Origin of the sequence: Gimesia maris (genome assembly GCF_008298035.1) — a bacterium.
In the GTDB taxonomy this organism is placed as follows: Bacteria; Planctomycetota; Planctomycetia; order Planctomycetales; family Planctomycetaceae; genus Gimesia; species Gimesia maris.
This window is the reverse complement of the sequence record NZ_CP042910.1, coordinates 6,897,094-6,910,314: the sequence shown is the minus strand read 5'-3', so window position 1 is coordinate 6,910,314 and position 13,221 is coordinate 6,897,094. Positions and strand designations below refer to the sequence as shown.

11 protein-coding genes and 1 tRNA gene are annotated in these 13,221 nt (G+C 49.5%); 9 read left to right on the top strand and 3 right to left on the bottom strand.

Annotated elements, in window-relative coordinates; all coding sequences use genetic code 11:
- The first annotated feature begins 185 nt into the window (after positions 1-185).
- Both GmarT_RS25675 and GmarT_RS25670 read left to right on the top strand, forming a co-directional pair.
- The gene (locus GmarT_RS25675; protein ID WP_081459611.1) at positions 186-1,571 is read left to right on the top strand and encodes a sulfatase; all 1,386 of its coding nucleotides are present in this window, start codon (positions 186-188) and stop codon (positions 1,569-1,571) included.
- 33 nt (positions 1,572-1,604) lie between these two features.
- A complete protein-coding gene (locus GmarT_RS25670) occupies positions 1,605-2,228 on the top strand; it encodes a MarC family protein (RefSeq protein WP_002648907.1) in 624 nt (207 codons plus the stop codon).
- A gap of 97 nt (positions 2,229-2,325) precedes the next feature.
- On the opposite strand, the gene GmarT_RS25665 is transcribed toward GmarT_RS25670, so the two are convergent.
- Positions 2,326-3,162 carry an OmpA family protein gene (locus GmarT_RS25665; RefSeq protein ID WP_002648908.1) on the bottom strand — a complete coding sequence of 279 codons (837 nt, stop codon included), beginning with the start codon at positions 3,160-3,162 and terminating at the stop codon, positions 2,326-2,328.
- A 490-nt stretch (positions 3,163-3,652) separates the two neighbouring features.
- The gene (locus GmarT_RS30300; protein ID WP_315852005.1) at positions 3,653-4,216 is read right to left on the bottom strand and encodes a type II secretion system protein; all 564 of its coding nucleotides are present in this window, start codon (positions 4,214-4,216) and stop codon (positions 3,653-3,655) included.
- Between the two features lie 589 nt (positions 4,217-4,805).
- Between GmarT_RS30300 and GmarT_RS25655 the strand changes: the two genes are divergently transcribed.
- From GmarT_RS25655 to GmarT_RS25625, 7 genes are all read left to right on the top strand, one after another.
- Positions 4,806-5,930 carry an HlyD family secretion protein gene (locus GmarT_RS25655; protein WP_081459609.1) on the top strand — a complete coding sequence of 375 codons (1,125 nt, stop codon included), beginning with the start codon at positions 4,806-4,808 and terminating at the stop codon, positions 5,928-5,930.
- A gap of 5 nt (positions 5,931-5,935) precedes the next feature.
- Entirely contained in the window at positions 5,936-8,164 is a 2,229-nt protein-coding gene (locus tag GmarT_RS25650; RefSeq protein ID WP_002648912.1) for an ABC transporter permease, read from the top strand.
- 141 nt (positions 8,165-8,305) lie between these two features.
- Complete coding sequence (locus GmarT_RS25645) at positions 8,306-9,238, top strand: fumarylacetoacetate hydrolase family protein (protein ID WP_002648913.1); 933 nt, start codon at positions 8,306-8,308, stop codon at positions 9,236-9,238.
- 327 nt (positions 9,239-9,565) lie between these two features.
- The gene (locus GmarT_RS25640) at positions 9,566-9,862 is read left to right on the top strand and encodes a hypothetical protein (protein ID WP_149303419.1); all 297 of its coding nucleotides are present in this window, start codon (positions 9,566-9,568) and stop codon (positions 9,860-9,862) included.
- A gap of 487 nt (positions 9,863-10,349) precedes the next feature.
- Positions 10,350-10,751 (top strand): hypothetical protein, encoded by a 402-nt coding sequence (locus tag GmarT_RS25635; protein WP_187782319.1) that lies wholly within the window; start codon positions 10,350-10,352, stop codon positions 10,749-10,751.
- 412 nt (positions 10,752-11,163) lie between these two features.
- A tRNA-Arg gene (locus GmarT_RS25630) sits at positions 11,164-11,237 on the top strand.
- A gap of 851 nt (positions 11,238-12,088) precedes the next feature.
- Positions 12,089-12,910 carry a phosphatidylinositol-specific phospholipase C/glycerophosphodiester phosphodiesterase family protein gene (locus GmarT_RS25625; protein WP_002648916.1) on the top strand — a complete coding sequence of 274 codons (822 nt, stop codon included), beginning with the start codon at positions 12,089-12,091 and terminating at the stop codon, positions 12,908-12,910.
- A gap of 62 nt (positions 12,911-12,972) precedes the next feature.
- On the opposite strand, the gene GmarT_RS29630 is transcribed toward GmarT_RS25625, so the two are convergent.
- Entirely contained in the window at positions 12,973-13,143 is a 171-nt protein-coding gene (locus tag GmarT_RS29630) for a hypothetical protein (protein WP_002648917.1), read from the bottom strand.
- Positions 13,144-13,221: the final 78 nt, after the last annotated feature.

Genomic DNA, 13,221 nt, shown 5'->3' with positions numbered 1-13,221 from the left:
TTCCTCACAAGGTTTTCAGGTTTTCAATAATACAGCGGTCGCAACTCACAGTCGGCGGGAATGATTTCTTCGGCTAGCAGCAGCAATGACAGGGACCAAGCAGTAGCTTAGAATAGTCAGCAGACATCGATCGTAAACAAACCATTCAGGAAAAACCACTCCTTTTCATGCTGGAAGGAATTCCGATGCTTCGCACTCTGGTGTTCTGCTGTCATCTTTCGATGCTGTCACAAGCCAGTGCAGAGAATCAGCGGCCCAATATCGTCCTGTTTTTTATTGACGATCTGGGCTGGCGGGATGTGGGCTTTATGGGCAGTGATTTTTTCGAAACGCCTCATATTGACCGCCTGGCGGACGAATCGATGAAGTTTACCGCCGCTTATTCAGCAGCACCCAATTGTGCGCCCAGCCGCGCCTGTCTGATGTCAGGTCTCTATACGCCTCGGCATGGGGTCTACACAGTAGGGGACCCGGCACGTGGAAACGACCGTTATCGGAAGCTGATTCCCGCTGAGAATAACAGGGTGTTAGATGACCGGTTTACGACCATTGCCGATCGACTTTCACAGGCGGGTTATCGTTGCGCCAGCGTGGGTAAATGGCATCTGGGTCAGTCCCCTCTCTCGCAGGGTTTTCAGGTCAATATCGCCGGGAATCAGACGGGCAGTCCGCGAGGCGGCTATTTCAGTCCATATCAGAACCCGCAGCTGAGTGATGGAGAGCAGGGGGAATTCCTGACAGATCGTCTGACCACGGCAGCCTGTCAATTCATCAAAGACAACCAGGGTTCCCCTTTCTTTCTGTATCTGACACACTATGCAGTCCATACGCCTTTGCAGGCAAAAAAAGAGGACATCGCTTACTTCCAGTCGAAGCCAGCCGGAAAACTGCATCAACATGCCACTTATGCAGCGATGATACGCAGCATGGATCAGAGTATTGGCCGCGTGCTGCAAACCCTGCGGGAACAGCAGCTTGATCAGAATACGATCGTGGTTTTTACATCCGATAATGGCGGGTATGGGCCTGCCACCAGCATGTTACCGTTACGTGGTTCAAAGGGGATGTTGTATGAGGGAGGAATCCGTGTACCGCTGCTGATCAAGTGGCCTGGCGTCACACAGCCTGGAAGTACAACCGGCGAAGCAGTGATTAATGTCGATCTCTATCCGACCTTTCTGGAAATGACGAACATACCGGTTCTGGAAAGTGAGCTATTGGACGGTGAAAGTCTGGTTCCGCTGCTGAAAGATCCGCAAACTCGACTGGAATCAAGGAGTCTGTTCTGGCACTTCCCCGCTTATCTGCAAAAATACCAGGGCATGCAGCAGCGGTTTCGCACAACGCCTGTCTCGGTGATTCGACAGGGAGACTGGAAGCTGCTGGAGTTTTTTGAAGACGGACATCAGGAACTCTACAATACGCGACTCGATATCGGGGAATCAAAGGAACTGTCCGGCAGTCACCCCGAAAAAACGCAGGAACTGTCACAGGCACTGCATCGCTGGCAGAAACAGGTCAAGGCGGCGATCCCTGCTGAGTTGAATCCAGAATACAAACCGGAAGATTAAGAATCCAGTTTCAAAGGAAAGACGAGATACAGCATGGAGTGGGACGATATTTTCAGAGATTTTGTGTATCTCTGGGCCGTCATCGATCCGATTGGTTCGATTCCGGTATTCATCGCGGTTACCGCGGGCACTAGCAGAATGGTGCAGCGGAAAATCGCGTACCAGGCGATCATCACGGCTGGTCTGGTCCTGCTGCTGTTCATCGTTGGTGGACAGATAATGCTGGATCTGCTTGAGATTCCCCTTGCCGCGTTTCAGATTGCGGGGGGACTCGTTCTGTTTCTGTTTGCTTTAACTATGATTTTTGGTGACAGCAAACCGGAGACGGAGATTGAAGAATCCACACACATCAATGCACACCAGAATAAAGCCGTTTTTCCTCTGGCAATTCCTTCGATCGCTTCTCCCGGCGCGATGATGGCTGTCGTACTGATTACTGATAACCATCGTTTTCACATCGGACAACAGTTGATCTCCACACTGACAATGATGACGGTCCTCCTCATCACTCTCGGGTTCCTGTTGCTGGCGGGGCGAATTCAGAAACTGATCGGAGATGCAGGAGCGAGTGTCGTCAGCCGGATTGGAGGACTGATTCTGGCTTCGGTTGCCGTCGACAGCGTTCTGAGCGGCATCAAAACCTATTTCGGGATTTGATCAATTCCACGCAATGGTGGTTCGGAACGCATCAACGAAAAAAAAAACAGACTCGGTGAAACGAGTCCGTTTTTTAAATTACTGGCTGATGTATTGTTTAATTTAACAGCGTGGGATTTGGATCCCAGCCGGCGACCACGGCATCAGGAGCGAGCACAAAGATTTCTACGCGACGGTTCTTCTGTCGTGCCGAATCGTTCTGGTTGGGTACAACTGGCTGGAACATACTGTAGCCGGCGGCTCCCATTCGTTCCTGCTTCACACCGAATTTGGAGAGCGTGAGCACGACCGAGTTGGCCCGGTTGGTCGACAGGTGCCAGTTGGTGCGGTGCTGACGCTGAGTGCTGGCTTTCGAAATCGGTTTATCGTCTGTGTGTCCAACAACCAGGACATTCAATCGCTTGGCATTTCCATCATTCATAATGGCAGCAAACTGGTTCAAAATTTCCTGAGCTGCTGGCTTCAGGTTATCACTGCCTGAAGAGAACAGGATGTCAGAGTGAAATTTACTGACGCCCGTAATCGGATCGAATTCGAAATCGGGGTACTTGTCAGCCAGTTCCTGAAAACGTCGCGTGGCTTCGCCATCCAGGGGGCTGGGTTGTCCTTTGGCTTTTTTCATCAGGCTGACATACCGCTGCTGCATTTCGGAACGTTCTGCATTCAGGTTGTCGAGCCGTTTATTGGCGATATTCAGATTGGATTCCAGCGACTGGGCCCGCATCGCCAACTGATCCCGCTCGTGCTGCAGAGCGTTGGCAGACTGCTGGAACTGATCACGCTGCATGGCAAGTTCCGAATTCTGGTCATAGAGTTGCTGAGAGCGGTACATACTCTGACGCAACTGGGCGTTCGGTCCACGCTGACAGGCTGACTGTGAAATCGTAAACAAACTAACTGCGGTAAGCAGGCATACCCGTACAAGGATGGGCATCTTGAGTGCTCCTTTATCGATCTCTGAATAGAATCACGTTTTCCGGGAGCGCGATTTCAGAGAGCTGAACTGCTGCGAAGGCATCAGTCAATTCCTGAAAATTCACACACCCTTGAAAAGCCACGCTGATTCAAGGAAAGATGAATGGCATAAAAATCGGTTTTGAATGGGATGGTAGGTTTTTTGAGATATGATATGCGACTGCATATCCTGTCGTGCCTGAGAATGAGTAATGTGAAGTGAGAGAGTTTTACTCATTCAGAAGTCGACAGAGGCGGATTTATAATGCGTCTTCTTTTTTCTGCCAAGAGCAACATCACCAAAAACGATCGCTTTTTAAAAGTTTGAAATATCTACAAAAACAGTTGGAAAAGTATGAAATTGGAACACGGGGAAAGAAAAAAACAGGTGAAACCTGATAACCGTATCAAGCTCCACCTGTTTTGCTGGAGAGTCATTTTAAATGTAGTCAGCGGGGGCAAAGCCCGGATCAGTCTTGCGATTCCAGTTGTTTTAAATCGTGCTTTAACTCTTCGATCGCTTCTACCAGGTTTCGTCGTGCGACCAGGGAAGCTGTATTCTGGCTCAGATCAAATTTAAAGTTCTTCAAAGCCCGTTTGGTTTTCGCAATTTTCTCTTTTCTGGAGATCTCCTGAGCCCCCAGATCGGTATGGCGTTTGTGCCAACTGGGGACCCGTTGTGTTTTGGGTTCAACAGGTTTCAGGGCGATGGCGACGGCATCTTCGTCTGTCATCTGTTCCAGTTGAGCAATCTGCTCCAGTTCCAGCTCATTCTGTTTCTGCTGTTTTTTCAGATTGATCGCATACATGTCCAGAATTTCCTGAAGCGAATGCTTATATGTTCCGGAAATTTCGGAAATCACAGGGCCACCCGCGTATTCGTATTCACGGTAAACCCAGTAGGGGCCATCTTTCTGGCTTGATTTCAGTGAGGCATCTTTGGCCTTCTGGATCTCTGGTAAGAGTAGTGCAATCAGAACGGCAATTGTTGCAATCGCCACCATTAATTCGATTAGTGTAAATCCTCTTCTCATTCCTCTTCTTCTAGATGGTAAGTGGGACACCATCTCTCCTTTTAAAAAAGGTGGGCAATATGCTCATCAAACAGTTTCGAGCACATTTCTTTGAACGCCCGGAGTTATAAGGGCACTTGTTTAAGAGAATGTTTCTGTTTGATGATTATTGTGAATTACTGAAAAGCGAATCATGTGCCAAACCGGTTCTGCGGAATTCGTGACGCCTGATAAAATGCGCTTATCTTGTGACGCATTAACAAGATAAAGCTATTCGAACTAACCCTTATTCACGGTATATTATTTTTTGAATCATCAAACTCCCGCAGACAGGCTGAGAAGATGCCCGATTCTTGTGCAATCTGATTCAGCAGATAACGGGAACACCCTGAATCTGAGAACAGTCGTTGAGTGGTGACAGTTTGGCGGGGCACTTAACGTACTGCGATTCCAGGCCTCTTTTCCAGCAGCTTGCCTGACGAGCAGGGGTGATTGCTACTGTCGACCCGCAGTTTCGAGTAAGATGCACTCTGATCACGTGCCAACGGGAATATCCAAATGTGTTTATGTATCCTGAGAGAATTTGCTTGAGTAACATGAGGTAACCCACTTGAAGAAAATAGCAGGATTGTTAGTTGTCGGTGTGGTGCTGATTGTGTCACTGGTGTTCAGCCAGAATCGTCATGTCCCACTACGGGTTTCCGGCTTTATCGAAGCCGATGATATCAGACCCGGGTCGCGCGTCGGCGGACGTGTGAAACAGGTGCTGATTGAAGAAGGGCAGTCCGTCTCCCAAGGCGATCTGCTGATCGAACTCGAACCTTATGATTTACTCGAACGACGAGCCGAGGCAATCGCCGGACTGGCTGAAGTCAAAGCGCAGCATGCAGAACTGGTGGCCGGCTTCCGAACGGAAGAAATTGACGAAGCTGCTGCGAAAGTCGATCAGCTCAAGGCGCGTCTGACACTGTTGATCAATGGACCCCGACAGCAGGAAATTGACTCGGCTGTCGCAGAACTTCATCTGGCAGATGCGGAATATCGCCTGGCAAAAGCCAAGCAGATGCGGGTGGAAACACTCTTTGGCCAGAAATCGGCTTCAACCGATGAACTGGATACCGCCAATACGGAATTGCAGGTCGCTGCATCAAGAAAAGAGGTCAAACAAAAATCTCTGGATCTACTGAAAGAGGGGACCAGAAAGGAAGAGATCGATGAAGCCCGGGCACAGTTAAAGCAGGCGGAAGCAGCATTGCAGTTGTTGAGAAACGGAAGTCGCAAGGAAGACATTGAACAGGCGGCCGCCAGTGTCAGAAAAGCGGAAGCCTTTCTGCAGACGATAGAAGATCAGATCAAAGAACTGAAAATTGTTGCTCCGCTGGATGGAACCATTGAAGCGGTCACCCTGCAACCCGGTGACCTGGTGGGCAGCAATGTTCCCGTGGTTTCGATTCTGGACTGGAATGCACTGTGGGTTCGCTGTTACGTGCCGGAAAATCATCTGGATATTCAAGTCGACCAGGAAGTCGAAGTCACGATCGACAGCTATCCCGATAAAACCTTCAAAGGTCGCGTCAGTTTTGTTTCCCGCCAGGCGGAGTTTGTGCCCCGCAATGTGCAGACTCCCGAAGAACGTTCCAAGCAGGTCTTCCGCATCAAAGTCCGTATCACAGATAAAGACAAACTGCTCCGTCCCGGTATGGCCGCCGATGTCTGGCTGCATGGGAAGGATTAATTATCATGACAACAGTCATTAAGGTCGATCAGCTGTCGCGAGAGTTCGGTTCTTTAAAAGCCGTTGATCAGGTCAGCTTTACAGTTCAGCGCGGTGCCATCTTCGGCTTGCTGGGCCCCAACGGCAGCGGGAAATCGACGATTATCCGTATGTTGTGTGGCGTACTTGAACCAACGGGAGGATCTGCACAGGTTCTGGGATATGATATTGTTGATGACGCAGAAATGATCAAGCGGCATATTGGCTATATGTCACAGAGTTTCAGTCTGTATGCGGACCTGAGCGTACGGGAAAATATTGAATTTTATGGGCGCATCTACGGGCTCAGTCCTGAAAAACTGGAGCAGCGCTTTCAGGAAATCATCGAACTCACATCACTGCAGGATCGACTGGATCAGCTGGCCGGGAATCTGTCGGGAGGCTGGAAGCAGCGTCTGGCTCTGGGGTGTGCACTCATTCACGAACCACAGGTCGTGTTTCTGGATGAACCGACGGCAGGGATCGACCCGGTGGCCCGTCGCGATCTCTGGGATCTGCTGTTTCAACTGGCCGGGCAGGGGGTGACCCTGTTTGTCACCACTCACTATATGGATGAAGCAGAACGCTGCAGCGATGTGGGGTATATCTATAACTCGCATCTGATCGTCTGCGGCAAACCGAATGAGCTCAAACAATTACCAACGGTTACCCCGGAAGGAACAGCCCGCTGGGAAATTGAAACAGCGAATCCTGCCACACTGCTGACTACTTTTCGTGAGATGCCCGGGGTGAGGGATGCGACTCTGTTCGGTCAGACGATTCATGTGCTCGCAGATCAGAGTCTGTCTGAAAATGATTTTACCAGACAGGTGCCCCACGAATTCGGGACCGTGCAGGTCAGGCACATCACGCCTTCACTGGAAGATGTGTTTGTTACCTTGAGCCGGGCAGAAGAACTGAATCACCAGGGTGCCGCTGTTCCCACCACTGTGACAGCGAGTCAGCAACGCTCGGAGGGGGAACCACTGGATCACCGGGAGCAGGTAGCTCTGCCAGCACAGACACAATCTGTGAAGCGGCCTGCAGCAGAGCAGGTGACTCCGGGGATCCTGGCCGGGTTCTGGGCGATTCTCGTCAAGGAATTTTCTCATGTCCGCCGCGAACCATCGACGTTGCTGTTTGTATTCGCCGTGCCCGTTCTGCAGACTCTCATTTTTGGATTTGCCATTGATACCGAGATTGAGAATATTCCGACGGTCATTTTTAATCTGGATGGCCGCGCGAGTTCCCGCGAACTGCAGGATGGCTTTGCCAATACGCGCACGTTTCGGATTGTCGAACATGTATATAACCATGAAGATTTTCGCAACGCATTCGAATCGGGACGCGCCAAGGTGGGTGTGACGATTCCCCCCGATTACTCTGACCGTCTGTTAAAAGGGGAGCAGGTCTCGGTACAGGTGCTGATTGATGGCAGCGATTCCCAGGTGGCGACGACGGCCCTGAACGCCTCCAATCTGCTGGGATTCAATCTCTCCACAAGCATGACCAGGAGCTTTGCAGAAAATCTGAACGTCGTTCCTGCCCGCGATGCTGACGGCCAGCCGGCGCTGCCTGTCGAAATCAGGCCGCGATTGCTTTATAACCCGGATCTGGACAGCTCGTATTTCTTTGTTCCCGGCCTGGTGGGAATTATTTTACAACTGGTGACTCTATTCCTGACTTCGTTCGCAATTGTCCGGGAGCGGGAACTGGGAACACTCGAGCAACTGTTTGTCACTCCCGTCAGTAAATCCGGTCTGTTATTGGGAAAGCTGGCGCCTTATGCATTGATCGGTTTCGTCGAAACGTTGATCGTCCTCACGCTGATGGTCTATTTCTTTGGTGTCCCAATTCACGGTAATCTCTGGGAATTACTGCTGTTGTCGTTGTTATTCCTGGTCTGCGGCCTGGGTCTGGGCATGCTGGTCTCCACAATTGCCCGGACGCAACTGCAGGCCATTCAGTTTGCCTTTCTGATTATGCTTCCTTCTGTTCTGCTCTCAGGATTCATGTTCCCCCGCTCCCAGATGCCGCTTCCCATTTACCTGGTGACTTTTATTATCCCAGTGACTTACTTCCTCGAGATTCTCAGGGGAATCGTATTGCGGGGGGCGAATCTGACGGACCTGCTGCCTTATGTATTGGGGCTCAGTCTTTGCTGCATTGCGATTATCGGCTTCAGTTTAAAGAGATTCCAAAAGCAGCTCTCATAACTGCTGCTGAGAATTGGTCTGTCACCTGCTTTCCGGTAGGATAGGAGACGCGTGCCTAACCAGATGACATCAGGCGAAGCGAAATTCGCGGAACCGGAAGATGCCTCCCACTTGATCTCACCAGACAGGAGCCCTGACAGTATGAGACTTTGTCGCTATCAATCTGAAAATCAAATTGCCTGTGGTTTCTACTCGGAAGATACCATAATCCCCTTTAGTGCAGCCGCGGAACTGGCGGGAGTTCTTCTGGATGAATCAGAGGGGCTGCTGCCGTTTCTTCCTGGCGGCGCACAAAGGGAATTGATTCTGGCCGTCGAGACCCAGCTCAAGCAGTCCATGGACGAAGAACTGTTTCCGCTTTCGATCCAGACCGATGAGGTCCAGTTGCTGGTTCCTGTTCCGGAACCGTCCAAGCTGTTACTGCTGGCCGGCAATTATTCCAAGCATATCGAAGAAGGAGGAGGCAAAGCCGAAGAACGACAGAAAACCTTCCCTTATGTTTTTATGAAACCCCCTTCGACAACACTCACTCATCCAGGGCAGCCGGTCAAAATTCCTGAAGTCTCTCCGGATTACATTGACTGGGAACTCGAACTCGGAATCGTGATCGGTAAATCCTGCAAAGGAGTCTCTGAAGCGGAAGCGCTGGACTATGTCGCCGGCTATACCGTCATTAATGATATCTCTGATCGAAAATTTCGGCCCAATCCCGGACGAACTTTGCGTGAGAAAGATACCTTCTTCGACTGGCAGCATGGAAAATGGCACGATACGTTCTGTCCGATGGGCCCCTGTGTCACACCTGCGGATGATATTCCGGACCCGCAAACTCTGAAGATGAAACTGTCGGTCAACGGGAACGTGGAACAGGATGCTTCCACTGCAGAGATGATCTTTCCGGTGGCAGCAATCGTCGAATTCATTTCCAGCTTTGTACAACTCGAACCCGGCGACGTGATTTCGACAGGAACTCCCAGTGGTGTCGGTGCCTCGAAAAACAAGTTCCTCAAAAATGGTGATGTCATGAAAGCAGAGATCGATCAGATAGGCGTATTAACCAATCCGGTTGCTTAGAGCCAAACGAATAAACAGATACTGATGATCTGAATGTTCAGATTTAAAAAGTGTGGTCGTTGAACGACTTTGTTGTTCTCTTTTCGACCACACTTTTTTCGTTTCTACCACAGATCCAGTCTGCATCAATTTGCAGATCAAACTAATTAATACCCTAAACTCTGCAGATTCATGCGGTTTAAGTTCTTTAAACTCAAATTCCCTACGATTGGCACACCTGTTGCATCTTATCTGAAGTAAGAAACGAAAATTGAAATATCGTCAGTTACTGGATTGGTTCAATCGGGGATGAATCTGGTAACAGGTTCTTATCAAGGAGACAAGACCATGAAACGTGCACTGACTATTGCCACGCTGGCATGTAGTGTCTTATTTATAGGCGCCATTGAAACTTCAGAAGCCAGACCACCTGCCTGGAAACGGGCGCGAAATCACTATCGCCATTTCGAGCGTGATTATAACCGCGCACGGCGAAATTACAGACACAGTTACAACAGATACCGAAATAACTACCGACACTATAACCGCAGATACAACCGGGGTTACAACAACTACTATTATCGCGGTAGCGGATACCGGGGCGGATATTATACACCCGGGTTTGGTTTCTACTATGGATTCTGATCCATGTTTTTTAATAGATCCGCCACGATCAGGTATTAGCTGATCTTGTCGGGCCGGTTCCTCTCAGCAGGTTCACGCAGGCATTTTTTCACAAGTCTCTTATTCTTATGGTTCGGCCCGACCATTTGAGTGAGGGACTTGTTTTTTTTTGATTTCCCAGCGGCAGATTCTGCCAGAAACCTGTGATTTACTGACGTCAGATTGATTTCAACTGGCGCGAATATGAGACAGTTTTCAAAGACCTGCCAAGAGTACAAAAAACAGCTGGCCGGTTAACTCTTTTAAAATCAAGAGGTTAAGTTGTTTAAGTACAAAGAACCGATTCTGGCATGCTTATAGCGATTGTTTTAGTTACGGCAGACGGAGAAACAGATGATGAATGATGGAATCTCAACCGTACTGCATTCGAGTGACAGAGAATCAGCGAGGACGCTTAGTAAATATCTGCTGCACTCATTTATGGTTCATTTTTCCAAGGAGCGAAACAATGCGAAACACATCAGATACGGTTGACCAGGCTCGATCAACTCCAAACAAAAAGCGAAAAGGTCTCAAGTTGGCAGTCTGTATGGGGCTGGTTCTGGGCGGGGCTCTGTTAGTCATGCCAACCCAACAGGCAAACGCCGGCCATGGCTGCTATTCAGGCTACGGATACGGGAGCGGATACGGCGGTTACGGTTACAGTCGCGGTTATTCTTATCCCTCCTATGGTTCTGGAGGATTCTACTACAGTAGTCCTTCCTTCGGGATCGGAATCTACAGCGGTGGGTCCAGATATAATTACGGACGCGGCGGCTACTATGGCGGATATCGAAGCGGTTATCGCAGCGGATACCGTGGACATGGCGGACATCGTGGTGGTCATCATGGACACCATGGTCATCACTAGACGGTGCCCGGTTTTTATGTAGCGTCTCCAGGGTCATTTGGATCGAGTATCATAGATCGGGAGACGCTATAGTTAAAAGTGACGTGTTCTAAATCCGGGTGATCCCTCAAGGTGAGGAATCTTGAGAAAAGATCGCATGATTTGCGGTCTTCCAGGCTCTGTTTTCACAAACAGGGCCTTTTTTTGCAGGCGGAGGGAACCAAAGTTCAGATTTCGTTGTCGAATATGGCAGTACCTGGAAAGATCAGGAACCGTTGATGAAAGTGTGTCTCTAAGCGTCATAATCACTGTTTTCGACAGGTTGAGAAGCGGAATTCTGGTCAGGAGCTGGTAAAAAGATTCAAATCCAGCTTGCGAAAGACTTTAAAAGGGAGAACCCCCTCGCTAAAATACGCTTTCCCATCCGGGACAGGCACCCCTAGCTCAATTGGATAGAGCATCGGTTTACGAAACCGAAGGTTGCAGGTTCGAACCCTGCGGGGTGTACTAGACTTACGTCAAATGGCCCCCTCGAATGTACCTGGGTACAATCAAGGGGGCTTTTTTGATTTCAGGTTCCGTCCTAAGGAATCAAGCAATGCTTTACCAGGAGATTCTTTCTCGGCTCGCTGCTTGTTTGAAGTCGGATGATAGAGAGACGTTCATCACAGAATGCCTTTCGAATCCGCTCCCGATTTCTCCCTGGTCACTCTGGACGCTCTGCTCTCTCATAAAACACCGGCAACGTCAGGAATTCGTTCTGCATATTGTTCGCGATAAGCTGAGCGGAGATCCAAATGCTCTTGCTGAAGCCGGAGCATTTAGCCATCCTCCCATCAATCGAATTGGCCTGGTACCAGCCAACACAGACTGGGAGTCCCAGAATCCCCATGCAACTGAAACGGGAGCATTGATTTCAATGGAAGAATTTGCTCTCCAGAGAACTCAGGATTACATCAGAATCGAAATGGAGTCTTTGCATGATCGGGTTCTTCCTATGCGAACCATCACACCACCTGAACCACCCAACTCATGATGAAGTTTCAGTATCTGACTGCTGCTGTTTTAGTCTGTGTAAAAACTCGATGCAATGTACTTGTTGCTTCAGTAAATCACATCTCTCATTCAGACTGCACTGAGTAGCAGGATCCCGTTGCTTATTAATAATTGATGAATCCGGTGGGATTGACTGGATAATCACTACATGAACTCTTAGCCTGTGACCTGGATTTAATAATGTGTGTGCCGGGAGATCTGGGGCATTACGGAATGGTCGCAGGCTTGTCGTATTTACAGAGTCTGTTATCGAGCGACCAGCAGCTGGGATGCAGTTCCTGTTTTGATTAAAGGTCCGGTGAATGTTTCGCTTGAAGTTCTTCTCTGTCTTACTACTGGCTCTGGTCTGCTGCAATTCGAATGGTCTGGCACAGTCGCTGCATCAGACACCGCTCTTTCAGGCCCATGCCCATAACGATTACAGACAGAAACGCCCGCTGCAGGATGCGTTGGATAATGATTTCTGGTCTGTGGAAGCAGATATCATTCTGGTTGATGGGGAACTGCTCGTTGGTCACAGCCGGGACGAGTTATCTATGGATCGTACGCTTCGCAAGTTATATCTCAACCCGCTGAAGAACTATTTTCTGGACAACAAACAGAAGTCAAATGAAAAGTTTCCGCCGTTCACTCTACTGATTGATATCAAAACCGATGGAGAAGCCGTTTATCAGGTTTTGCGGAATCAACTGCGGGAATATGAGGAACTCCTCACTTCCTGCCAGGATGGGAAAACAGTTCGTCACCCGGTGCAGGTCGTGATCTCGGGAGATCGGCCCATCGAAATGATCGAAGCTGATAACCCGCGTTATGCAGGGATTGATGGTCGTCTGAGTGATCTGGATTCCGATAAACCGTCACAACTGATGCCACTGATCAGCGACCGCTGGACGTCACATTTTCAATATCGTGGCAAGGGAAAGATGACTGAGGCAGAGCGCAAAAAACTCAGGGAGATTGTCAGGCAGGCACATGCGGCAGGGCGGCGCATACGATTCTGGGCGACACCCGAATCTGAAGAACTCTGGAAGGAACTCGTTGATGCGCGAGTCGATCATATCAATACCGACCAGCTTGAAAAGCTGCATCATTTTCTGATACCGCAAATACAGGACAGTCCTTAAACGTATCACTGTGAAAGACCAAATCAGGTCTGATGAATGGCGGAGGCTTTCTGTTCTCAATCTCACTGCTGGCCAAGCAGGAATTTGCAGGTATGAGCAAATTCCTGCAGACTCAAATCGTAATGGAAGAGAGCGGCGTTAAACTTGTTGCTCATGGGAACAGAAATCTCCCCTCGCGTTGAATCTGATGTAACCGATTCTGTTTTCATCATTTCCGCCAGGTTGAAGTTCATCAAAAAAGTTCCTGCCTGTGGCGACAGGTTAAACTCCTGTGTCAGATCCAGGTAAATTCACCTCGCTGTTCAAAGCCG